The organism is Bradyrhizobium guangdongense (assembly GCF_006483445.1).
In the GTDB taxonomy this organism is placed as follows: domain Bacteria; phylum Pseudomonadota; class Alphaproteobacteria; order Rhizobiales; family Xanthobacteraceae; genus Bradyrhizobium; species Bradyrhizobium guangdongense_A.
Window position 1 is genome coordinate 18,224 of the sequence record NZ_PPPT01000092.1, and the last position, 23,671, is coordinate 41,894.

Below are 23,671 nucleotides of genomic sequence, written 5' to 3' on the forward strand. Positions count from 1 at the left end.
CGCAAAACTGGCTGGCGCGGTGATGCCAAACCCTCTGGCCAGCCGACCAAGGGAGTCCGGCGCAGCCGGAACCTGCACCGTGTCATAAAAATGTAATGGAAGGGTCAACCGCGTGCAATGCAGCCGGCGGTCCGACCTTCGCTTAATCTTAGCGGGGCGCGAATCCGGGCCGCCGGGCCGGCGCCCAAGGGCAATGCCGCCTACTCGATCACCTCGTCGGCGCGGGCAAGCAGGGTCGGGGGAATGGTCAGGCCGAGGGTTTTGGCGGTCCTGAGATTGACCACCGTTTCAATCTTGGTCGACCGCTGGATGGGAAGATCGGCCGGCCTGGCGCCCTTGACGATGCGCGCCGCGTAGCCTCCGACCAGGCGCGAGGCGTCGTGCGCGCTGGCCCCGTAGCTCATGAGGCCGCCGAGATCGACGAACTCCCGCTGAAAGTACAGGGTCGGCACCCGCTGCCTTGCGGCCGTCTCGATGATCTGGACCCGGTTGACGATGAAGACCGGATCGACGGTGACGAGCAGCGCATCGACGCGCCCCTCGGCGATCGTGGCAAACACCTTCTCGATATCGTCCTTCTGGCTGGCATTGAGCACCAGCAGGGTCTTTCCGATCGCCTTGGCGGCGTCTTTTGCGGCTGCGAGCTGCGCCTGCACGGTCGGGCGATTTGGATTGATCAGGACGCCGATGGTGGAGGCGGCCGGCACCAGCTCGCTCGCCAGCTCCAGGTTTTTCGCCCCCAGCTCGGCGGCAAGCCAGGTCACGCCCGTGACGTTGCCACCCGGCCTGTTCAGGCTTTCGACCAGCCCTGAGGAAACCGGGTCGTCGCCGGTCAGGAAGACGATCGGAATGGCCGACGTGGCGCGTTTGGCGGCGAGCGCGGCCACATTGCCGCCCATGGTGACGAGGAGATCGACCGGCTTCTGGACGAGGTCTGCGGCAAGCGCCGGCAATTGGTTGAATTGCCCCTGGGCCCAGCGATATTCGATGGCGACGTTATTGCCTTCCACGAACCCTGCTGCCTTGAGGCCTTCCTGAAACCCGGAGACCACGGTCACGAAGGTCTCCGGCGAGCCGCTGGCAAGGAAGCCGATCGTCGGTCGGGACGTTTGTGCAATGCCTGGCGAAGTCCAGAGCGGGACGGTGCCTGCCGCCAGAAGAAATGTGCGTCGTCTCATGCCACGGTACATCTCAAATCAACCTGCCTTTACTCCGGCGGCAGCAGTCCGAGCCGCTTGGCGACGATGCGGTCGACCGCGCGCTTGGGCAGCGTCGCCTGCATCATGTGCCGGACCGGGTCCGGGGTGACCTGGTAGCGCACCCGCGGCTTGGCCGTGGTGAGTGCCTCGGCGACGACCTCGCCGATCCGCTCGGCCGGCAGGCCGGTCTCGCCCAGCTTCATCATGAAGGCCATGATCTTGTTGAGCGCGGGAAAATAGGGCGAGTTCTTGTAGACGGAGAGATCCATCTGCTCGGCCTTGCTCCAGATCGGCGTCTTCACCGCACCCGGCGCGACGATGATCACGTCGATACCGAACAGCATCAGTTCGCGGCGCAGGCTCTCGGACAACCCCTCGACCGCATGCTTGGAGGCGGAATAAGGCGCCGAAAAGGGATTGCCGTTCTTGCCCGCAACCGAGCTGATCATCACGATCCGGCCCTTCGGCCCCTTCAACGAGGGATCGGAGCCGAGCAGCGGGCCAAAGGCCTGGGTCGCGATGACGGGGCCGATGACGTTGATGTCCATCTGGCGGCGGAATTCGTCGGCCGCAAGTTCAAGCACGGGGCCCGCGATCGCGACGCCGGCATTGTTGACGAGGCCGGCCAGCGTCTCGCCATTCAGCGCCTCGCGCACCTGGCGGGCCGCGGCGAGTACCGCGGCCTCATCCGTGACGTCGAACATCAGGGGTGTGAAATTGGCGCCGAACTCGGCCTTGAGTCGATCTGCATCCGCCTGCTTGCGGACGCTGCCGAAGACGCGAAAGCCGCGCCCGAGCAAGACCTTTGCAGTGGCCCAGCCGATGCCGGTGGACGCGCCGGTGACGACGACAGAACGCATGGTGCTTTCCCCCTGAGGTTCCCGGCATCATGTAGGGGGACGGGGAACAAGCGCAATGCTGCCCGCTGATTGGGCGGCCGTCGCGGATTTCATTTGCCCTTGCGACCGAGCCCAAGAAGCCACTTCAACCATCACGTCTTAGGGTGAAGCTGTACGCGAGGGTCTCCTTGGCGCGTTGGACACCTGATGAGAGCGGAGATGAAGAGGTGAGTCTTCGACTCTGAAGACGCTCAGCTTTCACGAATGCGCACGTGAGGGGAAAAGCTCAGAAATCGCTCCAGTCGAAGAATGTGCTTTAAGCGTCAGTTCTTCGTCTTGAAGTGCGCTCGCAGCTCGCGAAGAATTTGAATGAAGCAGCAAAGCTTGGCGCAGAAGCAAAGGGCGAGACCGCTGCTCGCGATCTCGCCCCGAATTTAGCCGTGAAGGCTTAAAATTTCGTGTGGCGGTGCACCAGCACGCGACGCATCCGCGTCGTGTGCTGAATGCGTGCCGCTTAGTTCTTGCTCTTGTCGACCAGCGCGCCCTTCTTGATCCAGGGCATCATGTCGCGGAGCTTGGCACCGACTTCCTCGATCGGGTGCTGGGCGAGTTTTGCGCGGGTCGCCTTGAACGAGGTCTGGTTGACCTTGTTCTCGAGCATCCAGTCGCGGGCGAACTTGCCGCCCTGGATGTCGGCGAGCACGCGCTTCATCTCGGCCTTGGTCTCCGCGGTCACGATGCGCGGACCGGTGACGTACTCGCCGTACTCGGCGGTGTTGGAGATCGAGTAGTTCATGTTGGCGATGCCGCCTTCATAGATCAGGTCGACGATCAGCTTCACCTCGTGGAGGCACTCGAAATAGGCCATCTCGGGGGCGTAGCCGGCCTCGACCAGGGTCTCGTAGCCGCCCTTGATCAGCTCGACCAGGCCGCCGCAGAGCACGACCTGCTCACCGAACAGGTCGGTCTCGCACTCTTCCTTGAAGGTGGTCTCGATGATGCCGGCGCGGCCGCCGCCGACAGCGGAGGCGTAGGACAGACCGAGGTCATGGGCGTTGCCCGAGACGTCCTTGGCGATCGCGATCAGGCAGGGCACGCCGCCGCCGCGCTGATACTCCGAACGCACGGTGTGGCCAGGGCCCTTCGGCGCGATCATGAGCACGTCGAGGTCGGCGCGCGGGTCGAGCAGGTTGAAGTGGACGTTGAGGCCGTGGGCGAAAACGAGGGCCGCGCCCTTCTTCATGTTGTCGTGCAGGTGCTCGCGATAGATGTCGCCCTGGAGCTCGTCCGGGGTCAGCATCATGACGAGGTCGGCCCATTTGGCGGCTTCGGCGACGTCCATCACCTTGAAGCCGGCGGCTTCTGCCTTCTTCACCGAGCCCGAGTCCTTGCGCAGCGCGATGGCGACTTCCTTGACGCCGGAATCCTTCAGGTTCAGCGCGTGGGCGTGGCCCTGGCTGCCATAGCCGACGATGGCGACCTTCTTGCCCTTGATCAGGTTCAGGTCGGCGTCGCGATCGTAATAAACACGCATGGTCGTTTCCTCGTTCAGGTGGCCAGAATCGGCCGTTGGTCAGTGTCGGACGGTGGAATTTGCGGATTTCGGGGGCTGTCTAGAGCATTTTCCGCCCCGAAGGAAACCCGTTTCTGCATGGAAAACTGCGGCATCATGCATCCATGAAGACGGGATAGAGGGAGGCCAAAAGCAGCAACGCCATCAGGATATTGAAGGCGCGGACCAGCCGCTCCGAGGTCAGGACCGGCCGCAGCGCGGTCCCGAACAGGGCCCAGACCACGGTCGAGACCACGCCCACAATCAGGCTGACCAGGGTCTGGATCGCGATGTTGAAGGGGAATTGGGCGATCGCCGCATAGGCCGTGATGGTGCCGATCACGATCACCCAGCCCTTGGCGTTGATCCACTGGAACATGGCAGCGCCCCAGAAGGTCATCGGGCCCCTCGACTTGTCCCCCTCGGTCTTGGCCGGGCCGGACATGGCGATGACAGCGGCCAGATAGATCAAATAGGCCGCGCCGGCGTATTTCAGGATGGTCTGCAGGATCGGATAGGCCAGGAAGACGGTGCCGAGGCCCAGGCCAACGGCCGCCACCATGAAGGCAAAGCCGAGGACGATACCGGCGATGTGGGGGATGGTGCGCCGGAAGCCATAGGTCAGGCCCGAGGCCAACAGCATGATGTTGTTCGGCCCGGGGGTGAAATACATCACCACCATGAAGGCGAGGAAGGCATAGAAGAGCGAACTGGCCATGCTCACCTCACGCCGTCTTCGGCACGGCTTGCGGCCGCTTCGCCAGCAGCATCACCGCGATGCCGCCGATGACCGTCAACATGCCCGCGAGCCGCAGCGGCCCGAACTTTTCGCCGAACACGATGCTGGAGGCGGCCGAGCCGACGAACGGGACCAAAAGCGCGAACGGTACGACCTGCGCCGCCGGATAGTCCCGCAGCAGCCGGCCCCACAGCCAGTAGGCGATGCTGGTCGAGATGGCGCCGAGCATCAGCATGCACAGAAGGCCCGCGAGCGTCATATGGGAGAGGGATTGCCAGGTCGGCCCCGGGCCGTTGGCGACCAACGCCAGCACGAACAGCGGCACGGCCGAGGTCAGGCACAGCCAGGCGAACAGGTCGAACATCGGCACGTTACGCGCGCCGCGCAGAAGCAGGTTGCCGATCGCGAAGCTGATCGGCGAGATCATCAGCACTGCAAAGGCGCCGACGCTGAAATCATAACCGACGGTGCCGCAGATCATCAAAAGGCCGATCGCAGCGATGGCGATCCCGACCGTCTGCATCGGCGTCGGCCGTTCGCCGAACGCGATCACCGCAAAGCCGATGGTGAACAGCGCCTGGCTTTGCACGATGACGGAGGTCAGGCCCACCGGAACACCATGTGCAATGCCATAGGCTTGGCTCAGGAACTGACCGAGGAACAGGGTGAAGCTGATCGCGATCAGCAGCGACCAGGCGATTTTCGGCTTGCGGATGAAGAGGCAGGGGACTGCCGCAATCGAGAAACGCAGCGCCGTCATCAACTCCGGCGAAAACTCGTCGAGCGCGATCCGGCTCGCCACGAAGGCAAGTCCCCAGACGATCGCCACCAGAATGGCGATGAGAATGTCCGCCGGCTTCATTGTTCTTGTTCTGTCGTTCGGTTCGACTTCTTAAGATTGTTCGCCGGGCTTTGGCTTGCGCAGCAGATAGGTGCCGTGCATCGGGGCGTGGTAATCGGCCGAGACCAGCGTGAAGCCGACATCGGTCAGCATCCGCTCCATCACCCAGCCGAAGGTGGAATATTCGTCGCGCATGTGCGCGACCACGTTGTCACGCGCGAAATCATGGTTCTTGATCTGGAAGTCGGCCCACTGGTCGACGTCGCGCTCGCAGGCATCCGGCATCGAGACGAACACGATGTCACGCAGATAGAAGCTCGCGCCTGGCTTCAGCGCGCGATAGATCCGCGACATCGCCACCGCCTTCCAGAAGTCCGGCAGATGGTGCAGCGTGAACTCGCTGACGATCAGGTCATAGGATTCGGGCTGATAGGTGAAGCTCAACAGGCCGGCGGACTGGGTGCGGACCGGCGCCTTGCGATCGCGCGCGTAGATCTCGGCGAGCGCCAGCATCGCCGGCGAGATGTCGATGGCATCGACCTCGGCGCCCATCAGCGCGGCTTCCGTCGCGAGCACGCCGTTGCCGCAGCCGATGTCGGCGATCCGCCAGCCCCGCTGCACGCCGAGCATTTTCAGCGCGGCGCGCGCCCGCAGATCGGCGTCCTCGAAATTGTCGTAGATCGAGGCGACCGCGGGCTCCAGCCCGATCCGGTTGCGCTCGTTATAGTACCAGTCGCGCGCCAGCATGGTTCACATCCCCTCAGGCCCGCGGCCGATCGCGGCAACTCCGGTGCGCGACACCTCGACAAGGCCGATGGGGCGCATCAGGTCGATAAACTGGTTGATCTTGTCCGTATTGCCTGTGATCTCGAACACAAAGCTCTCGGTAGTGGCGTCGATGACGCGGGCGCGGAACGCGTCCGCCAGCCGCAGCGCCTCGACACGATGCTCGCCCTGCCCGCGCACCTTGACCATCGCGAGCTCGCGCTCGATCGAACGCTTGGTCAGCGTCATGTCGACGACGCGGTAGACCGGGATCATGCGATCGAGCTGGTGCTTGATCTGCTCGATCACCATTGGCGTGCCCGTGGTGACGATGGTGATGCGCGAGAGATGCTTTTGGCTCTCAGTCTCCGAGACCGTGAGACTCTCGATGTTGTAGCCGCGTCCCGAGAACAGACCGATGACCCGGGCGAGCACGCCCGGCTCGTTCTGCACGAGCACCGAGAGCGTGTGCGTCTCGTTGGGATCGTGACGCTCCTCGATGAAGTAGGCGGATGCGGGCTGGTTCATTGTCGTCCCCTCTATTCTCGTCGTCACGCCATCGCCCGCTGGGCGGCCGGCGCGTCCGTTCCGACCCATTGGCGGAACAGATCGAAATCGATATTGCCGCCGGAGAGCACGAGACCGACGCGCTTGCCCTGCAGCTTGCTCTTCTCCTGAAGCGCCGCGGCGAGCGCGGCAGCGCCGGCGCCTTCGGCAAGATTATGCGTGTCGGTCCAGTAGGCGCGGATCGCGGCCGCGACCTCGTCGTCACTGACCTGCACGATGCGCGATGCGCCCTTCTTGATGATGGCGAACGCATCCGGATCCGGGATGCGGGTGGCCATGCCATCGGCGAGCGTGTTGCTGGTCTCTGTCGTCACGATGCTGCCCGCCGCAAACGACAGCGCATAGGACGGCGCTTCCGTCGACTGCACGCCGACGATTTCGGTCTTTAGTCCCAAGAGGTCGCGCGCCATGATGCAGCCGCAGATGCCAGAACCCTGCCCGATCGGCACGTAGAGAACATCGAGATCCGGCGCAGCCCTGAACAGCTCCAGCGCGTAGGTCGAAACGCCCAGCACGAGGTCGCGGTGGAATGACGGCACCATGTGGAGCCCGGCATATTGCCCGTGCCGTTCGGCCTCCTCGCGTGCGGCCTGAAAGTCCTCGCCATGCTCGACGAGTTCGGCGCCAAAGGCCTTCATGGCGCAGTTCTTCTCGACGGAGTTGCCGCGCGGCACGTAGATCACCGCAGGCACGCCATGCCGGCTCGCGGCGAACGCAAGGCTCTGGCCGTGATTGCCACGCGTCGCCGAGATGATGCCCGGCGTGTTCGGGCTCTCCCGCTTCAGCCGCTCGAGATAGACCAGCCCGCCGCGCACCTTGAAGGCGCCGATCGGCGTGTGGTTCTCATGCTTGACCACGACGCGCGTGCCGAGACGTTCAGCGAGCAGCGGCCAGGCATGTGCCGGCGTCGCCGGCACCGCCTGCCCCACGATCTCATGCGCCCGTTCGAGCTCCTTCAGGTCGAACATGGCGTCACACCAGCGCCTTGCCGCCTGCGAACGCGGTCGCGGTCGCTTCGTCGTTGGCCTGCTCGGGCAACAGCATCTCGTTATGTGCCTTGCCGGAGGGAATCATCGGGAAGCAGTTTTCCAGCGCTGCGACACGGCAGTCGAAGATCACCGGACGCTTGACCGCGATCATCTCCTTGATGGCGCCGTCGAGATCGGCCGGCTTCAGCGCCTGGATGCCGACGCAGCCATAGGCTTCCGCGAGCTTGACGAAATCAGGCAGCGCCTCCGAATAGGAATGCGACAGGCGGTTACCGTGGAGCAGTTGCTGCCACTGCCGCACCATACCCATGTACTGGTTGTTCAGGATGAAGATCTTGATCGGCAGCTCGTATTGAACCGCCGTCGACATCTCCTGGATCGTCATCTGCACTGAGGCATCGCCGGCGATGTCGATGACGAGGCTGTCGGGATGGGCCACCTGCACGCCGACCGCAGCCGGCAGGCCGTAGCCCATGGTGCCGAGCCCGCCCGACGTCATCCAGCGATGCGGCTCCTCGAAGCCGAAGAACTGCGCCGCCCACATCTGGTGCTGGCCGACCTCGGTCGTGATGTAGGTGTCCTTGCCGCGCGTCAGCTCGAACAGGCGCTGGATCGCATGCTGCGGCAAGATGATGTCGTTGTTCTTCCTGTAGAACAGCGAATTGCGCGCGCGCCATTGCGCGATCTGCTGCCACCATTGCTTGATGTCCGGCTTCCTGGCTTCCGCCTTGAAGACCTGGAGGATGTCGCCGAGGATGTTGCCACAATCGCCGATGATCGGCACGTCGACACGGATGTTCTTGTTGATCGAGGACGGGTCGATGTCGATGTGGATCTTCTTCGAGCCCGGCGAGAACGCATCGACGCGGCCGGTGATGCGGTCGTCGAAGCGCGCACCGACGCACAGCATGACGTCGCAATCATGCATGGTCATATTGGCTTCGTAGGTGCCGTGCATGCCGAGCATGCCCAGCCAGTTCTTGCCCGACGCCGGATAGGCGCCCAGGCCCATCAGCGTGGACGTGATCGGAAAACCCGTGACCTCGACCAGCTCGCGCAGCAGCTTCGAGGCCTCGGGACCGGAATTGATCACGCCGCCGCCGGAATAGATCACCGGACGTTTTGCATTGGCGAGCAATGCCACCGCTTTACGGATTTGCGCTGCATCGCCCTTCACGCGCGGCGAATAGGAAATGTGAACGTCCGACTTGCGCGGCGGATGATAGGTGCCGGTCGCGAACTGCACGTCCTTCGGCACGTCGACCAGCACCGGGCCCGGACGGCCTGATGTCGCGACATAAAAGGCTTCGTGCAGCACCTTTGCCAGATCGTTGACGTCGCGCACCAGCCAGTTGTGCTTGGTGCAGGGACGCGTGATGCCGACCGTATCGCATTCCTGGAACGCGTCATTGCCGATCAAATGCGTGGGAACCTGGCCGGTGATGCAGACCAGCGGGATCGAATCCATCAGCGCGTCCGTCAGCGGCGTCACCATATTGGTGGCGCCGGGACCGGAGGTCACCAGCACGACACCCGGCTTGCCGGTCGAGCGCGCATAGCCTTCGGCGGCATGGCCCGCGCCCTGCTCATGGCGAACGAGGATGTGCTGGACGTCGCTCTGCTGGAAAATCTCGTCGTAGATCGGAAGCACCGCGCCGCCGGGATAGCCGAAGATATCGGTCACGCCATGATCGATGAGGGCGCGAACGATCATCGCGGCGCCGGTCATCTGGTTCGGATCGTGGCTCTTCTCGGTCATTGGCTTGCTCCGGATGCGCTGTTGTCAGCGGCTTCTTTCGACTGTGGTTCGGGAAATAAAAAAGGGCCCCAAGAGGCCCCATGCACACCGCTCGGATTTGGATGGCCGCTAGCCATCCCCGGCGGTGCGCCTGGGTACGACGACGATAAGGAGTTTGGTAATAATATTACGCATGGCAGGCGCTCGGCTTCCCAAAGGTTGCGCGAAACATAACGGCCAAAGACTGGATGTCAAGGCAAAGCGGCCGTTTCCGCGCGATTTGGAAGAATGTAGCGGCGTTTCCTTCATTCGGCGAGAGGAAATTTACCGCGCCAGCACAAAACCGCGTCAGGCCAGCTATTCGCCCGCGCTGGCCAGCCGTTCCCGCGCCTCCGCCGGCTTCACCCATTCGAAGTCGGGCAGCTGGTGCCGAAACCAGGTGAACTGTCGTTTTGCATAATGGCGGGTGTCGGCCCGGCCGATCGTAGCCGCCTCATCCAGGCTGATCTCGCCATTGAGGTGGCGGATCAAAGCGGGGACGCCGTGAGCCTTCATCGCCGGGAGCAGCGGATCGAGATGGCGCTCTGCCAATCGCGCGATCTCGGCGAGCGCGCCAGCTCCCAGCATGGCGTCAAAACGCGCGTCGATGCGGGCGTAGAGTTCGTCGCGTTCGGGGGCGAGAAACAACGCGCGAAAGCTGTCCTTCGGCAACAGCGGCGGCTGGCCTTCGGTGTGCCAGTCGAGCAGAGAGCGACCGGTCGCCTCCACGACTTCGAGCGCGCGCGCAATGCGGGTGCGGTCACGTACATTCAGCCGCTCGGCAGCGCGCGGATCGCGGGTCGCGAGTTCCGCATGCAATGCCTCGACACCGTTCTGCTCTAGCCGCGCGCGTACGCTCTCGCGCACCTCTGCGGGGATCTGAGGCACCGTCGAGAGGCCTGCGGTGAGCGCCTTGAAATAGAGCCCGGTGCCGCCGATGAAGATCGGCACACGGCCCTGTGCTTGCGCTTCAGCCAGCGCCGCGGCTGCATCTGCAAGCCAGGCGCCGGCCGAGTAATTCACGCTGGCATCGACATGGCCGTAGAGCCGATGCGGCACAAGCGCCTCGTCAGCCGGCGACGGGCGCGCGGTGATGATGCGCAGATCGCGGTAGACCTGCATCGAGTCGGTGTTGATGACGACGCCGCCGACGGATTGCGCGAGCTCAAGCGCCAGGGCCGACTTGCCGCTGGCGGTCGGGCCTGCAATCAGGATCGCGACGGTTTGGCGCATGGAACCCAGGAGACGTTGCACGCCCCCCGCATTGCACCTTCGTGCCGGTTCATGCAACAATCCTTAGTTGCGTATTAGTCTGTTATCGCATTTAGCTTGTTTATATTTCGAAACATCGATTGGAGAACGTCATGAAGAGCGACCATCCGTCGAAAGCGCAGCGACTTGCCGGGATAACCACGAGCGTGCTGGCAATGACGGCCTCGCTGCTCGCGTCCCAGCCAGCAAACGCGCAAACCGCCCTTCCCCCCGACGTCATGCAGTCTTGCATCGTCCAGGCACCGGAGTTCGCGAGCTGGTTTGGCGGCAACCCGGCGAAGGACGGCCTCGTCTTTCCCGCAAACAGTCTCGCGTTCAACGCCGGTTCCGATTGCAACTTCTACAAATGGTCAGTGCAGATGTTCCTCTGGCTGACCTCCCCACGCGGGCCCGGCAAGCATGTCTTCAGCTCGTCCCAGTTTTACGGCCTCTCGGCGCCAGCAGGCGACAAGCGCCAGCTCATCCCGCAAGACGACAATACCTTGCTGAGCTTCGCACCGTCGATCTCGCTCGTCGGCGACAAGGGCGTGGATGTCGTCGCCGACAGCAAGGGAACGATACGCAACGTCGTGCGCGTGCAGACCGGACGTGCCGGCAGCGCGCTGTTCCGCGACAAGTCGGGCAAGCCGGTCGATGTCGCGCGCGTGGCGGCCGCGGTCAGCGGCAAGCCGCTGCTGCTCGACGATACCAACAAGGTGCTCGACGTCGAAACCGCGACAAGCGGGGCGCCGGCGCTGAGCGACGCGTCCGGCAAGGCAATCAATCTTGCCGACGAGACCGTGACGGTCGACGGTGTCCAGCGTCTGGTAACGACGTCCGGCGACGTGGTCGAACTCGGCCAGGCCGGCGGCGGCGCCGTGCTGGTGACGAGGAACAACGGCCTTGTCTACTACCTGCTTCAGGTCAACGACGTGTTCGCCTATTTCCGCACGGGCGCAACCAACGGCAAGTTTTCACCCGCGCCGACCGAATTTCCATCCGAAGCCTCGCTTCTGAGCAAGATCACGGATGTCGCCAAGAACGCGCCGGCGCCTCACACCAAGCCGGGATTCCTGGACGGCATCGCACTCGCAATGGAGCTCAAATCGTCCTGGGTCGAGGCTTCGACACTGAGCAATCCGCAGGACTATCTGGTCATCAAGGCAACGGTTCCCGGCTTCGATACCTCAAATCCCCAGAAGTGGGTTCATGGGACCGCGAAGACCGTCGATCTCGCGCTGGTCGGATTTCATGTGGTCGGGAGTGCGCTCGGCCATCCCGAGATGATCTGGGCGACGTTCGAACACGTCAATAACGCGCCCAACCAGAAATACGTCTACAAGACCGCCTTGGGAGCCGAGGCGACCGTACCTGCCGACGGCAGCGGACCGTGGCTGTTCTCCAGTTCAGGAGCTTCGAATCCTGTGCCGGCGCGGATGACCGTTGACGAGAACGGCGACATCGTCGCGTCCGGTAACGGCACGATCGGTTCGGTGGACGTGACGCGTGCGAATGCCTGGGGCACGCGCCTCACGGATGCGGCCGCAATCGTCAACAACACCAATGTGATTTCGCTCAATCGCAGCGTTCTCAGCCAGATGCCGGCCGGCGACGTGCGCTCGAAATACATCATGATCGGGTCGACCTGGACCAGCGACGGAAAGGCGCCCGCGGGCGCAAACGTCGTCGGCACCAAGTTGCTGGCCAATTCGACCATGGAAACGTTCAAGCAGACCCTGAATTGCCTCACATGCCACGGCAACAACATGTTGGGGACACCCAGCGGTGGCGGTCTCAGCCATGTCTGGGGGCTGATCACGCCGCTGTTTCCCTAAAGCGTGATCCAGTAAGTGAACAGCGGTTTTCCGAAGGGGTAATGCTCAAACAAGGAACTGAAGCGCGATGACAATCTCATCGCACTTCAGGAGCTGGTTGGCAGGATTGATGGCGGACAACGACTTGCCGCTGAAGCAAGGTCCTGCGATAAGCACGGCCTCGTTCAACCTCGAATACCGGCCTGCATGTCCCTCGTCGCCACGCTGATCTGCAATCCCGATAGTCCCGCGCTCGATTCCACCATCGTGGACGGCGCCCGCGCCGTGCTGCCGCAGGCCGCGCCCGCGCACTGGCTGTTCGACGGCGTCGCGGTCGACATCCCCTTCGGCGCCGACAATAACCTCGAACGCGACCGTCACGCCATCGAGGAGCGGCTGCGCGAGATCCGCGGCGACCTGCCGATCGACATCGTGGTGCAGCCTGCCGGCTTCCGGCGCAAGAGGCTTTTTCTCGCCGACATGGATTCCACCATGATCGGCCAGGAGTGCATCGACGAGCTTGCCGACTTTGCAGGCCTCAAGGCGCACGTCGCCGCCATCACCGAGCGCGCGATGCGCGGCGAGATCGAATTCGAGCCGGCGCTGCGTGAGCGCGTCGCGCTGTTGAAGGACCTGCCGGTGAGCGTGGTCGACGAGGTCTTGGCCAAGCGCATCACGCTGACGCCAGGCGGCCGCGCGCTGGTCGCGACCATGCGTGCCAACGGCGCCTATGCGTGCCTCGTCTCCGGCGGCTTTACGCTGTTCACGAGCGCCGTGGCAGCCAGGATCGGCTTCCAGGAGAACCGCGCCAACGAACTGATCGTGCGCGACGGCAAGTTCACCGGCGAGGTCAAGGAGCCGATCCTCGGCCGCGCGGCAAAGCTCGCGACGCTGGTGGATCTGATGGAGTCGTTCGACCTGGACGACATCGACACGGTGGTGGTCGGCGACGGCGCCAACGATCTCGCGATGATCCAGGCCGCGGGCCTCGGCGTCGCCTATCACGCCAAGCCGGCCGTTGCCGCAGCCGCCTCCGCGCGCATCGACCACGGCGACCTCAGCGCGCTGCTCTATGCGCAGGGCTATACGCGGAAGGAGTTTGTGGAGGGTTAGTCTCTCCCGCCGTCATCCCGCACACTCAGCTCCCGTAGGGTGGGCAAAGGCGCGCTTGCGCCGTGCCCACCACTATTGTTGCGATTGTGAAAAGATGGTGGGCACGCTTCGCTTTGCCCACCCTACGGGAACCGCGTCTTACTGCACGCTCAGCGCCACGAAGCGCAACTCACCCTCGCCGTTGGAGACCAGCAGCAGCACCGACTTCTTGCCGTCCTTCTTCAAGGTGTCGATGCGCTTCTGGACGTCGGCGCCGCTGGAGACCGCCTCCTGCGCGACTTCGACGATGACGTCGCCGGCGGAGAGGCGCTTCTCGGCAGCATCCGAATTGGCATCGACCGACGTGACGACCACGCCCTTGACGCTCTCCTTGATCTTGTAGCGCGTGCGCAGATCCTTGCTGAGCGCGGCGAGATCGAGGCCCAGCGCCTTCTGCGTCACCGGCTTCTCGGGCGCGGGCTCGTCGCTCTTGACCGCGGCCTGCACCTTGTCGGCATCCATGAGGCGGCCGAGCGTGACCTTCTTGGTCTCCTCCTGGCCCTTGCGGATGATCACGACGTCGACTTCCTTGCCGACGGCGGTATCGGCAACGACGCGCGACAGATCCTTCGGGTCCTTGATGTCCTTGCCGTCGAACTTGACCACGACGTCGCCGGGCTCGATGCCGGCGGGCTTTGCCGGGCCCTTGTCGTCGATGCCGGCAACCAGCGCGCCGCGCGCCGGCTTGATGCTGAGGCTCTCGGCGATTTCCTCAGTGACGCTCTGGATGCGCACCCCTAACCAGCCGCGGCGCAGCTCGCCGAACTGGCGGAGCTGATCGACCACACCCGCGACCGTCTTCGACGGCACGGCAAAGCCGATGCCGATCGAGCCGCCGGACGGCGAGATGATCAGCGTATTGACGCCGATGACGTCGCCTTCGAGGTTGAACAGCGGACCACCGGAATTGCCGCGGTTGATGGCGGCGTCGGTCTGGATGTAGCTGTCATACGGGCCCGACGAGATGTCGCGGTTCTTGGCCGAGACGATGCCGGCCGTCACCGTACCGCCGAGGCTGAAGGGGTTGCCGATCGCGACCACCCAGTCGCCGAGGCGCAGCTTGTCGCTGTCGCCGAACTTCACGGACACCAGCGGCTTGGTCGGCTTGAACTTCAACACGGCCAGGTCGGTCTTCTTGTCGACGCCGACCAGCTCGGCCTTGATCTTGGTGCCGTCGTTGAGGATGACGTTGATCTCGTCGGCGTCCGCAATGACGTGATTGTTGGTCACGACGACGCCCGAGGTGTCGATGATGAAGCCGGAGCCGAGCGAGTTGGTCTTGCGCGGCGGGCCGTTGTCGCCGCGCTCGCCGCCCTTGCTGCCGCCGCCGGGACCCCTGCGGTTCTTGAAGAAGTCGTCGAAGAACTCTTCGAACGGCGAGCCGGGCGGCAGTTGCGGCATGGTGTTGCGGCCATCGCCACCGCCCTTGGCTTCCACGGTCTGCGAGGTCGAGATGTTGACGACCGCGTCGATCACCTTCTCGGCGACGTCGGCGATGCCCTCCGGCCCACGCGCGACGGCGGGCGAGGCGACGACGCTGAACGCGCCGAGCGCGATCGCAGCCAGGCCAAGGCGCAAGCGGGTCGAGGCAATGGTGGCAGCGGTCATATCGGATGGTCTCCAGAGAGTCGGGGGTTGGCACCACACTGCGCTCGAACCGGGGGACGGCGCAAGCACGGACCTTAACGGGCCTCAAGACCCGACAATACGGCGAAAAACCGGCCCCGGCGCTTCACTTTGGCGTAGGCGGCGGATTTCTCAGCTATGCCGACGCACGATCCAGATCAGGATCAGGCCGGCGACCGCCGAAGCGATGCCGACACCCCTGAGGATATGATCGGGGGTGGCGAGCGCACTCTTCATCGCCTTGCGCATCCAGTTCGGAGACGCCGCGAACATCAAGCCTTCCAGCACAAACAGGATGCTCAAGCCGATGAGGAAGTCGGCAAACGCAAAGGACCTCATCGTATTGGAACCTCCCCTGATGCTGTTCTGATTGTCTTATAAGGGGCGGCTGTCGCGGCCGCCCCTCTTTTCTGCAGCCTCAGGGCTTGGCAGCCGGAGTCTCGGGCTTGCCGGACGGGTTACTGAAATACCGGAAGAAATTCGAGTCAGGCCGCAGCAGGTAACGGGTGTCGCTGGAGCGCAGCCCGGTCTCATAGGCCGTCATCGAACGGTAGAAGGCGAAGAAGTCAGGATCCTTGCCATAGGCTTCGGCGAACAGGCGGTTGCGCTCGGCATCGCCCGAACCACGGGTCTGGTCGGCCGCGGAGTTCGCCTCCGCGATGATCACAGTCGCCTCGCGATCGGCCTTGGAGCGGATTTCCTGTGACTTCTGTCCGCCCTGCGCGCGGAACTCGGCCGCCTCGCGCTGACGTTCGGTCTTCATGCGGTCGTACACCGCCTGGCTGTTCTGCTCCGGCAGATCGGCGCGGCGGATGCGGACGTCGACGACCTGGATACCGTAGCCGTCGGCCTCGCGGTCGAGCAGGTCGCGGATGCGACCCATCAGCTTCTCGCGATCGTCGCGGACGACCGTGATGAAGGTGACCTCGCCGAGCACACGGCGCAGCGCCGCGTTGAGCAGCGTGGTGAGCTGGAGGTTGGCGGCCTGAATCGAGCCGACGCTCTGATAGAAGCGCAGCGCGTTCTTGATGCGGTAGCGCGCGAAGGCGTCGACCACGAGCCGCTTCTGGTCGGAGGCGATGACTTCCTGCGACGGATTCTCGAGATCGAGAATTCGCTTGTCGATGCTGATGACGCTGTCGATGAACGGCGCCTTGAAGTTCAGCCCGGGCTCGGTGACGACCTTGACCGGTTCGCCGAGGCGAACCACGAGGGCCTGTTCGGTCTGCTGCACCGTGAAGACCGAGCTGTAGGCCACGATCAGGATCAGCAGCAGGACGAGCAGCGAGACGAAACCTGTGACCGGAGACCTCATCGGTTGCCTCCGCTCTGCTGCTGGCCTTGCGGCGCAGGCGGCTTCCGCGGCGTCAATTCGTTGAGCGGCAGATAGGGCACGACACCCTGCCCGGCCGCACCGTCGATGACGAGCTTCTCGGAGCCGCCGAGCACGCGCTCCATCGTCTCCAGATAGATTCGTTCACGCGTCACGTCGGGCGCCTTCTTGTATTCCTCGTACACTTTCAGGAAGCGCGCGCTCTGGCCCTTGGCCTCGGCGATCGCCTGTTCCTTGTAGCCTTCGGCAACCTGCAGGATCTGCGAGGCGCGGCCGCGGGCATCCGGCACGACACGGTTGGCATAGGTCTGCGCCTCGTTCTGCAAGCGCTCGAGGTCGGCGCGCGCCGCCTGCACGTCGCGGAACGCGTCGATGACCTGCGCCGGCGGGTCGACCTTCTGCATCTGCACCTGGGTGATCTGGACGCCGGAGCCGTAGCTATCGAGCGTCTTCTGCATCAGTTCCTGGACGCCCTGCTCGGTGACGTTACGCGCGCCGGTCAGGATCGGCTGGATCTGCGAGCGGCCGATCACTTCGCGCATCGCGCTCTCGGCGACCGCCTTCACGGTGCCTTCAGGGCTCTGGATGTTGAACAGGAAGTCGCCGACGCCGTCGGGCTTGATACGCCACAGCACGGTGAAGTCGACGTCGACGATGTTCTCGTCGCCGGTCAGCATCAGGCTCTCTTCGGGCACGTCGCGCATGGTGCGGCCGCGACGGGCCGGATCGTCGATCAGCGTCATGCCGATGGAGATGGTGGAGACGCGCAGCGCCTTGGGCAGCAGCACGGTCTCGATCGGATAAGGCAGGTGATAGTTCAGGCCCGGCTGAACGGTGCGCACATGCTTGCCGAAGCGCAGTACGACGCCGAGCTCTTCGGACTGCACGCGGAAGAAGCCTGACAACAGCCAGATCGCGATACCGACAAGCAGGATCAGCGTGATGCCGACGCCGGAGAAATAGCCGCCGGGCAGGATCTGCTGAAGTCGATCCTGGCCGCGCCGCAGAAGGTCTTCCAGATCCGGCGGCCTTGGCCCGACCGGTTGCGGGCCTGAGCCCCACGGCCCTTTCGGGCCCGAGCCCCATGGGCCACCGCCCTGATTCTTCCACGGCATTCGACAGTCTCCTCGGCAGGGTGGAACGCCCCCGCCCGCTTTGTCCGGTCCGGCTTTATAGGGGACGCAAAGGACCCTTACAACGCAAGCTTGGTCGCCCTCCGAGCTATGCCGGCCCGGGGAAAAGTCAATGTAAACATTGGCGAAAGCGGTTAATCCGGGCGCCGCCGACGATATGTCACATAGGAGAATTCGGCGCTGTCGTGCGGTCCCGCGGAATGCCGCTCGCGCGCCACCTCGTCCCACTGCGCCTTGTCGATCTCGAAGACCGTGTCACCCTCGGGCCGCGCATGGACTTCCGTGATCTCGAGCCGGTCGGCGTGATCGAGCAATTGCCTGTAGATTTCGGCGCCGCCGAGTACGGCAATTTCAGCGACGGAACGCCGCAGGGCGTCGCCGCGTGCGACGCTGAGCGCGTTCGCCGACGACGTCGTCACCACGGCACCGTTGGCGCGATAGGCAGCATCGCGGGTAATGACGATGTTGGTGCGCCCCGGCAACGGCCGGGGCAGTGACTCGAACGTTTTGCGGCCCATCACCACCGGCTTGCCGATGGTGAGCGCCTTCAAACGTACCATGTCGGATTTCAGCCGCCACGGGATCGCATTGCCGGCGCCGATGACGCCGTTCTCCGCGATCGCGACGACGAACACGATCTCCATCACGGCGCCTTCCCTGCAAGACGCGTCAAGGCATCGCCGCCGACGCGGCAGAGAGTCCATTCATCCATCATGACCGCGCCGAGCGATTTGTAGAATTCGATCGACGGCGTGTTCCAGTCGAGCACCGACCATTGCAGGCGCGACCAGCCATTGGTCACGCACTCCCTGGCGAGATACATGAGCAGCGCTTTACCGATGCCCTTGCCGCGATGCGAGGGACGCACGAACAGGTCTTCGAGATAGATGCCGTGGCGGCCGCTGAAGGTGGAGAAATTCGCAAACCACACCGCGAAGCCGACCGCTTGGCCGTCCCACTCGGCGATGTCGCAGAACAGCCGCGGATTATCGCCGAACAGCGCGTCGGCCAGCATCGCCTCCGTCGCCTCAACCTCGTGCGAGAGCTTTTCGTACTCGGCGAGCTCGCGGACGAAGGCGAGAACGAGCCCAGCCTCTCCAGGGCGTACGCGGCGAATGTTGAGCGACATCGGGCCTAGACCGCAACCTCCGCCTTGATATGCGGATGCGGATCGTAGCCGACGAGCTCAAAGTCCTCGTAGCGGAAGGAGAAGATGTCCTTCACCTCGGGATTGATCCGCATCACCGGCAGCGCGCGCGGTGCGCGGCTCAATTGCAGCCGCGCCTGCTCCAGATGGTTGGAGTAGAGATGCGTGTCGCCGAAGGAGTGCACGAACTCGCCGGGCTTCAACCCCGTCACCTGCGCCACCATCATGGTGAGAAGCGCGTAGGAGGCGATATTGAAGGGCACACCGAGGAACACGTCGGCCGAGCGCTGGTAGAGCTGGCACGACAGCTTGCCGTTGGCGACATAGAACTGGAACAGACAGTGGCAGGGCGGCAGCGCCATCTTCTCGACGTCGGCCGGATTCCAGGCGGTGACGATCAGCCGGCGCGAGTCCGGGTTGCGCTTGATCATGTCGACGACGTTGGCGATCTGGTCGATGCTGCGGCCGTCCGGCGCGGGCCAGGAGCGCCATTGATGTCCATAGACCGGCCCGAGATCGCCATTGGCGTCGGCCCATTCGTCCCAGATGGTGACGCCGTTGTCCTTGAGATACTTGATGTTGGTGTCGCCGTTCAGGAACCACAGCAGCTCATGCACGATGGCCTTCAGCGGCAACCGTTTGGTGGTCAGCATCGGGAAACCGGCCGACAGATTGAAGCGCATCTGATGGCCGAACACCGACAGCGTGCCGGTGCCGGTCCGGTCGGTCTTCTCGGCGCCGTCTGAGAGAATCCGCTCGAGCAGGTCCTGATACTGGTGCATGGGGTCGCGCTATGGCCTTTCCGGGAGGACGGCGAACTTAACGCCCGGCCCCGTCCTTCGACAGCGGCGATTCGCCGGTGTCACAGATTATACCCGGAAAAGTGAGTGCTCCGTCCGCAAACGACAAGGGGCGGAACCACGGTCCCGCCCCTTGTCTATCGGCTTGATTGTGCTCGTTAAGTTGCCGGCTTGAGCACCGCGCTCCACTTCGCGACCTCGGCCTTGACGAGGGCTGCCAAAGCCTCCGGCGTTCGCTCCGCGGGTGCCGGGATGACGCTGCCGAGATCGAGCAGGCGCTTCTTCACGTTCTCGTCGTCCAGCGCCTTGACGGCAGCCGCGTTCAGCGTGGCCAGGATCGCCGGCGAGGTTCCCTTCGGCGCGAAGATCGCGTTCCAGGCCTGGGCCTGGAATGCCGGCAGGCCCGCTTCCGTCGTGGTCGGAACGTTCGGCAGCGACGGGTTGCGCGCGGGCGTCGCGATCGCATAGGCCTTGATGGTGCCGGCGTTGATCTGCGGCACCGCGTTGACGATCTGGTCGCACATGTAGTCGACCTGGCCGCCAACCAGCGCGTTCATCGCGGGGCCTGTGCCGTTGAAGGGCACGCCGACCGGCTTGATGTCGAGGATCGAGTGCAAGAGCTCGCAGGAGACGTGCGAGACCGAACCGACGCCGGCATGCGCGGCATTCACCTTCTCGGCGTTCGCCTTCACGTAAGCCACGAACTCCTTGAGGTCCTTCGGCGGAAAATCCTTGCGCGCCAGGATCAGGATCGGCGTGCCTGCGAGCAGCGCGATCGGCTCAAAGTCCTTCTCGGGATGATAAGCGAGTTTAGGATAAAGCGGCACCGAGGCCGCATGCGTGCCCATGTGACCGGTGATCAGCGTATGGCCGTCATTGGCCGCCCGCGCGGCGCGCGAGGTGGCGGTGGTGCCGCCGGCGCCGACCACGTTCTCGATGATGATGCTCTGGCCCAGCGTCTGCGCCATGTGCCCGGTGACGATGCGGGAGATGACGTCGGTCGGACCGCCGGCCGCGAACGGCACGATCATGGTGATGCTGCGCGTCGGATAGGTCTGCGCCTGAGCCGGTGCGACAAAGGCGCACAGCGAAGCCGCCGCAGCGACGCATGCGCCAGCAAGCATGCGAATGGTGTTCATCTCAATCCCCTCCGGAACGCCAAAACAAAAATACCGGCCACGAGGGCCGGCATTTTCATTTGACCAGACTGCGCGGAAAGTCGATGCCTTCCGCCTGCGGCCCGCCGACGCAGGCGAAAGGACTAGTTCTCGGATTCCGTGAACACCTCTTCGCGCTTGGCACGCAACACCGGGAGCACGGTGAGGATCAGGAGGCCGGCCGCGAGCGCGAGCAGCACCGCCGACAACGGACGGGTGAGGAACACGCTCCAGTCGCCGCGCGAGATCAAGAGCGCACGGCGCAGGTTCTCCTCCATCAGCGGTCCGAGCACCATGCCGAGCAGCAGCGGCGCCGGCTCGAAATCGTGCTTGATCAGCCAGTAGCCGACGAGGCCAAACACGCCGGCGAGGATGACGTCGACGGGTGCGTTGTTCACGGAGTAGATGCCGATCGCACAGAAAATCACGATCGAGGGGAACATCAGCCGGTAGGGCACGCGCAGCAACCGCACCCAGATGCCGACCAGCGGCAGGTTGATGATGATCAGCATCAGATTGCCGATCCACATCGAGGCGATCATGCCCCAGACCAGATCCGGCTGCTTCTGCATCACCTGCGGACCCGGCACGATGCCGTGAATGGTCATCGCGCCCACCATCAGCGCCATCACCGCGTTCGGCGGGATGCCGAGCGTGAGCAACGGGATGAAGGAGGTCTGCGCCGCCGCGTTGTTGGCGCTTTCCGGCGCCGCGACGCCTTCGATCGCACCGCGGCCGAAGCGCCTCGGATCCTTCGCGATCTTCTTCTCGAGCGTATAGGCCGCAAACGACGCGATGACCGCACCGCCGCCCGGCAGGATGCCGAGGATCGAGCCGAGCACGGTGCCGCGCAGGATCGCAGGCGTGGAGTCGATCAGATCCTTCTTGGTCGGCATCAGGCCGGTGATCTTCTGCTGCACGAGATCGCGATTCATCTCGGCGCCGGCGTCGAGATTGCGGATGATCTCGGCGAAGCCGAACACCCCCATCGCGACGGTGGCGAAGCCGAGACCGTCGGCGAGCTCGGGGATGTTGAAGGCCATGCGCGAGGCGCCGGTCTCGATGTCGGATCCGACCATCGACAGCAGCAGCCCGAACACGATCATCGCGATCGCCTTGAGCACCGAGCCCTTTGCCAAAACGACGGCGAAGATCAGGCCGAGCACCATCAGCGAGAAATATTCGGCCGGACCGAACGCCAGCGCGAGCTTGGTCAGCGGCGCACCGAGCACGGCGATGAGGATGGTCGCGACGCAGCCGGCGAAGAACGAACCGATTGCGGCGATCGCCAGCGCCGGGCCGGCGCGGCCCTGCTTGGCCATCTGGTGGCCGTCGATCGCTGTCACGACCGATGTCGCTTCTCCGGGGATGTTGACCAGGATCGAGGTGGTCGAGCCGCCATATTGGGCGCCGTAATAGATGCCGGCGAGCATGATCAGCGCGCCGACCGGTGGCAATCCGAACGTGATCGGAAGCAGCATCGCCACCGTCGCGATGGTGCCGATGCCGGGGAGAACGCCGACCAGCGTGCCGACGAGCGCGCCGATCAGGCACATCAACAGGTTGATCGGCGAGAGCGCGACGGCGAAGCCGTGAGCGAGGTTGGCAAAGAGATCCATCACGCCCTCATTGCATCAGGAAACGTGGAAGCATCGGCATCGGCAGTCCCAATATATAGGGGAACAGAACCGCGCAGCCGGCCGTGAGACACGCGCCAACGATGATCGCCTCGACCCAGCGCGTCTCATGGGAGCCGGTCGCTGCGATCAGGAAGCTTGCGAACGCCGAGACGATGAGGCCCAACGGGCGGATCGCCAGGGCGAAGAACACGATCGAGGCCATCACGAACAGCGGGCCGCGCCAGGAATAATGCTGGAGGCTTGGCCCGTCGTACAAGAGCCCCGTCAGGGCGATGCCGGCCGACAGCGCGACCATCAGCCCGCCGAACATGCGCGGCGCAGTGCCGGCGCCGAAGGAAAATCCGCGCATGCCCTGCAGGTCACTCGACGCCCACAGGGCGAACAGCGCGAGCGCCATCAGAACGATGCCGCCGACATAGTCCTGTGCCGATTTGATCGTCATGAAGAGCGTGAGGATCGCCACCGCAAACAGCGGATAGGAATACATCAGCGCCAGGAGCACGTCGGAGGAGAGTTTCTTGGCCCCTCCGCCGAAAGAGCCGAACACGGCGCCGGGGGCGCCCGCGAACAGCGCGCTGGCATGGCCGATCAGCGCGGCCACGGGCCCGCGCCCCGTGCCCCAGCCGAAGATCGTGCCGAGCGACCAGATGAGTTCGAAGATTTGCGGTGCCAGCGCCAGCACGAAGATGCCGAGCGCCACCGACGTATTGTTACGCGTAGCTGTCGCTGAATGGCCCATTGTGTCGGCCATGCATGTCTCCTCCGTGACCCGTCGTCACGAGCCTTGTTGTTCTCACGGTTGGATTTGGAACCCCCACCCGGATACTTGCCTAGCGAACTTCATCAGACAACGCCAGCAAAACCCAAAATGGCCCCGGCAAGCAACAGCCAGAGCGGGTTCATGCGCGTTGCAAAGGCGGCGACGGCGACGACGGCCGTCAGCAACAATGCGACAAGGTTCTTGTCGGTTGCCTGCGCCAGGATCAGGGCGCTCGCCGCCATCAGCCCGATCGACAGGGGAACCAGCGCGGCCTGGACGATCGCCGGCCAGCGCGATCGGGTCGAGCGGTTCAAAAACCGGCTCACGGAATAGGCCAGCAGTGCCGTTGGCAGGCACATCGCAAGCGTTGCGGCCAACGCGCCGGGAATGCCCGCAACCGTATATCCGATCAGGGTGACGATCAGGACGTTGGGCCCGGGCGACAGTTGTGAGATGGCGTAGGCATCGGCGAACTGCTTCTCGGTCATCCAGTGATGCACATCCACGGCGATGCGGTGCATCTCCGGCACGGCCGCAGCCGCGCCGCCGACCGCGAACAGCGACATCAGGCCGAAGGTCGCGATCAGGGC

Annotated in this window: 23 protein-coding genes; 2 read left to right on the plus strand and 21 right to left on the minus strand. The window is 64.1% G+C overall.

Going from position 1 to position 23,671, the window contains the following annotated elements:
• Positions 1-200 precede the first annotated feature (200 nt).
• The 10 genes from C2U70_RS13405 to miaA all read right to left on the minus strand — a co-directional run bounded on the left by C2U70_RS13405 (position 201) and on the right by miaA (position 10,501).
• Positions 201-1,058 (minus strand): ABC transporter substrate-binding protein, encoded by an 858-nt coding sequence (locus C2U70_RS13405; protein WP_186294233.1) that lies wholly within the window; start codon positions 1,056-1,058, stop codon positions 201-203.
• A 149-nt stretch (positions 1,059-1,207) separates the two neighbouring features.
• Entirely contained in the window at positions 1,208-2,059 is an 852-nt protein-coding gene (locus tag C2U70_RS13410) for an SDR family oxidoreductase (RefSeq protein WP_140978496.1), read from the minus strand.
• A gap of 493 nt (positions 2,060-2,552) precedes the next feature.
• Positions 2,553-3,572 carry a ketol-acid reductoisomerase gene (ilvC, locus tag C2U70_RS13415; RefSeq protein ID WP_140978497.1) on the minus strand — a complete coding sequence of 340 codons (1,020 nt, stop codon included), beginning with the start codon at positions 3,570-3,572 and terminating at the stop codon, positions 2,553-2,555.
• Positions 3,573-3,705: 133 nt separating this feature from the next.
• Positions 3,706-4,308, minus strand: a complete 603-nt coding sequence (locus C2U70_RS13420; RefSeq protein WP_186294234.1) for a LysE family translocator — start codon at positions 4,306-4,308, stop codon at positions 3,706-3,708.
• Positions 4,309-4,315: 7 nt separating this feature from the next.
• Positions 4,316-5,191, minus strand: a complete 876-nt coding sequence (locus tag C2U70_RS13425; protein WP_140978499.1) for an EamA family transporter — start codon at positions 5,189-5,191, stop codon at positions 4,316-4,318.
• 30 nt (positions 5,192-5,221) lie between these two features.
• Entirely contained in the window at positions 5,222-5,917 is a 696-nt protein-coding gene (locus C2U70_RS13430; RefSeq protein ID WP_140978500.1) for a class I SAM-dependent methyltransferase, read from the minus strand.
• A gap of 3 nt (positions 5,918-5,920) precedes the next feature.
• Complete coding sequence (gene ilvN / locus C2U70_RS13435; protein ID WP_140978501.1) at positions 5,921-6,463, minus strand: acetolactate synthase small subunit; 543 nt, start codon at positions 6,461-6,463, stop codon at positions 5,921-5,923.
• Positions 6,464-6,486: 23 nt separating this feature from the next.
• On the minus strand, positions 6,487-7,470 hold the full coding sequence (locus tag C2U70_RS13440; RefSeq protein WP_140978502.1) for a threonine dehydratase: 984 nt from the start codon (positions 7,468-7,470) through the stop codon (positions 6,487-6,489).
• Positions 7,471-7,474: 4 nt separating this feature from the next.
• Positions 7,475-9,250: an acetolactate synthase 3 large subunit gene (locus tag C2U70_RS13445; protein WP_140978503.1), complete on the minus strand. Its 1,776-nt coding sequence runs from the start codon at positions 9,248-9,250 to the stop codon at positions 7,475-7,477.
• Positions 9,251-9,586: 336 nt separating this feature from the next.
• Positions 9,587-10,501, minus strand: a complete 915-nt coding sequence (miaA, locus tag C2U70_RS13450) for a tRNA (adenosine(37)-N6)-dimethylallyltransferase MiaA (RefSeq protein ID WP_140978519.1) — start codon at positions 10,499-10,501, stop codon at positions 9,587-9,589.
• Between the two features lie 131 nt (positions 10,502-10,632).
• Here miaA and C2U70_RS13455 point away from each other — a divergent pair, with 131 nt between their 5' ends.
• Both C2U70_RS13455 and serB read left to right on the plus strand, forming a co-directional pair.
• Positions 10,633-12,354: a hypothetical protein gene (locus C2U70_RS13455; protein ID WP_140978504.1), complete on the plus strand. Its 1,722-nt coding sequence runs from the start codon at positions 10,633-10,635 to the stop codon at positions 12,352-12,354.
• A gap of 186 nt (positions 12,355-12,540) precedes the next feature.
• Positions 12,541-13,446, plus strand: coding sequence for a phosphoserine phosphatase SerB (gene serB / locus C2U70_RS13460; protein WP_140978505.1), 906 nt, complete (start codon positions 12,541-12,543; stop codon positions 13,444-13,446).
• Positions 13,447-13,584: 138 nt separating this feature from the next.
• Here the strand turns inward: serB and C2U70_RS13465 are convergent, their stop codons facing one another.
• From C2U70_RS13465 to C2U70_RS13515, 11 genes are all read right to left on the minus strand, one after another.
• Positions 13,585-15,093, minus strand: a complete 1,509-nt coding sequence (locus C2U70_RS13465; RefSeq protein ID WP_140978506.1) for a Do family serine endopeptidase — start codon at positions 15,091-15,093, stop codon at positions 13,585-13,587.
• Between the two features lie 150 nt (positions 15,094-15,243).
• Positions 15,244-15,450 carry a DUF2065 domain-containing protein gene (locus C2U70_RS13470; protein ID WP_140978507.1) on the minus strand — a complete coding sequence of 69 codons (207 nt, stop codon included), beginning with the start codon at positions 15,448-15,450 and terminating at the stop codon, positions 15,244-15,246.
• A gap of 79 nt (positions 15,451-15,529) precedes the next feature.
• Complete coding sequence (gene hflC, locus C2U70_RS13475; RefSeq protein ID WP_140978508.1) at positions 15,530-16,426, minus strand: protease modulator HflC; 897 nt, start codon at positions 16,424-16,426, stop codon at positions 15,530-15,532.
• Positions 16,423-17,559, minus strand: a complete 1,137-nt coding sequence (gene hflK, locus C2U70_RS13480; protein WP_140978509.1) for an FtsH protease activity modulator HflK — start codon at positions 17,557-17,559, stop codon at positions 16,423-16,425. The genes hflC and hflK overlap by 4 nt, the downstream gene beginning before the upstream one ends.
• 152 nt (positions 17,560-17,711) lie before the next feature.
• Entirely contained in the window at positions 17,712-18,221 is a 510-nt protein-coding gene (locus C2U70_RS13485; RefSeq protein WP_140978521.1) for a dihydrofolate reductase, read from the minus strand.
• Positions 18,221-18,706 carry a GNAT family N-acetyltransferase gene (locus C2U70_RS13490; protein WP_140978510.1) on the minus strand — a complete coding sequence of 162 codons (486 nt, stop codon included), beginning with the start codon at positions 18,704-18,706 and terminating at the stop codon, positions 18,221-18,223. The genes C2U70_RS13485 and C2U70_RS13490 overlap by 1 nt, the downstream gene beginning before the upstream one ends.
• A gap of 5 nt (positions 18,707-18,711) precedes the next feature.
• Entirely contained in the window at positions 18,712-19,506 is a 795-nt protein-coding gene (locus tag C2U70_RS13495; RefSeq protein ID WP_140978512.1) for a thymidylate synthase, read from the minus strand.
• 176 nt (positions 19,507-19,682) lie between these two features.
• Positions 19,683-20,663 (minus strand): tripartite tricarboxylate transporter substrate binding protein BugD, encoded by a 981-nt coding sequence (locus C2U70_RS13500; RefSeq protein WP_140978514.1) that lies wholly within the window; start codon positions 20,661-20,663, stop codon positions 19,683-19,685.
• 122 nt (positions 20,664-20,785) lie between these two features.
• Positions 20,786-22,300 carry a tripartite tricarboxylate transporter permease gene (locus C2U70_RS13505; protein WP_186294235.1) on the minus strand — a complete coding sequence of 505 codons (1,515 nt, stop codon included), beginning with the start codon at positions 22,298-22,300 and terminating at the stop codon, positions 20,786-20,788.
• Positions 22,301-22,307: 7 nt separating this feature from the next.
• On the minus strand, positions 22,308-23,072 hold the full coding sequence (locus C2U70_RS13510) for a tripartite tricarboxylate transporter TctB family protein (RefSeq protein WP_140978518.1): 765 nt from the start codon (positions 23,070-23,072) through the stop codon (positions 22,308-22,310).
• Between the two features lie 92 nt (positions 23,073-23,164).
• Positions 23,165-23,671, minus strand: a 507-nt coding sequence (locus C2U70_RS13515) for a chromate transporter (RefSeq protein WP_246666747.1), incomplete at its 5' end; no start/stop codon positions are given.

Coding starts and splice junctions, on each gene's coding strand:
- C2U70_RS13410 (WP_140978496.1), bottom strand. CDS start 2,059: ATGCGTTCTGTCGTCGTCACCGGCGCGTCCACCGGCATCGGCTGGGCC.
- ilvC (WP_140978497.1), bottom strand. CDS start 3,572: ATGCGTGTTTATTACGATCGCGACGCCGACCTGAACCTGATCAAGGGC.
- C2U70_RS13420 (WP_186294234.1), bottom strand. CDS start 4,308: ATGGCCAGTTCGCTCTTCTATGCCTTCCTCGCCTTCATGGTGGTGATG.
- C2U70_RS13425 (WP_140978499.1), bottom strand. CDS start 5,191: ATGAAGCCGGCGGACATTCTCATCGCCATTCTGGTGGCGATCGTCTGG.
- C2U70_RS13430 (WP_140978500.1), bottom strand. CDS start 5,917: ATGCTGGCGCGCGACTGGTACTATAACGAGCGCAACCGGATCGGGCTG.
- ilvN (WP_140978501.1), bottom strand. CDS start 6,463: ATGAACCAGCCCGCATCCGCCTACTTCATCGAGGAGCGTCACGATCCC.
- C2U70_RS13440 (WP_140978502.1), bottom strand. CDS start 7,470: ATGTTCGACCTGAAGGAGCTCGAACGGGCGCATGAGATCGTGGGGCAG.
- C2U70_RS13445 (WP_140978503.1), bottom strand. CDS start 9,250: ATGACCGAGAAGAGCCACGATCCGAACCAGATGACCGGCGCCGCGATG.
- miaA (WP_140978519.1), bottom strand. CDS start 10,501: ATGCGCCAAACCGTCGCGATCCTGATTGCAGGCCCGACCGCCAGCGGC.
- C2U70_RS13455 (WP_140978504.1), top strand. CDS start 10,633: ATGAAGAGCGACCATCCGTCGAAAGCGCAGCGACTTGCCGGGATAACC.
- serB (WP_140978505.1), top strand. CDS start 12,541: ATGTCCCTCGTCGCCACGCTGATCTGCAATCCCGATAGTCCCGCGCTC.
- C2U70_RS13465 (WP_140978506.1), bottom strand. CDS start 15,093: ATGACCGCTGCCACCATTGCCTCGACCCGCTTGCGCCTTGGCCTGGCT.
- C2U70_RS13470 (WP_140978507.1), bottom strand. CDS start 15,450: ATGAGGTCCTTTGCGTTTGCCGACTTCCTCATCGGCTTGAGCATCCTG.
- hflC (WP_140978508.1), bottom strand. CDS start 16,426: ATGAGGTCTCCGGTCACAGGTTTCGTCTCGCTGCTCGTCCTGCTGCTG.
- hflK (WP_140978509.1), bottom strand. CDS start 17,559: ATGCCGTGGAAGAATCAGGGCGGTGGCCCATGGGGCTCGGGCCCGAAA.
- C2U70_RS13485 (WP_140978521.1), bottom strand. CDS start 18,221: ATGGAGATCGTGTTCGTCGTCGCGATCGCGGAGAACGGCGTCATCGGC.
- C2U70_RS13490 (WP_140978510.1), bottom strand. CDS start 18,706: ATGTCGCTCAACATTCGCCGCGTACGCCCTGGAGAGGCTGGGCTCGTT.
- C2U70_RS13495 (WP_140978512.1), bottom strand. CDS start 19,506: ATGCACCAGTATCAGGACCTGCTCGAGCGGATTCTCTCAGACGGCGCC.
- C2U70_RS13500 (WP_140978514.1), bottom strand. CDS start 20,663: ATGAACACCATTCGCATGCTTGCTGGCGCATGCGTCGCTGCGGCGGCT.
- C2U70_RS13505 (WP_186294235.1), bottom strand. CDS start 22,300: ATGGATCTCTTTGCCAACCTCGCTCACGGCTTCGCCGTCGCGCTCTCG.
- C2U70_RS13510 (WP_140978518.1), bottom strand. CDS start 23,072: ATGGCCGACACAATGGGCCATTCAGCGACAGCTACGCGTAACAATACG.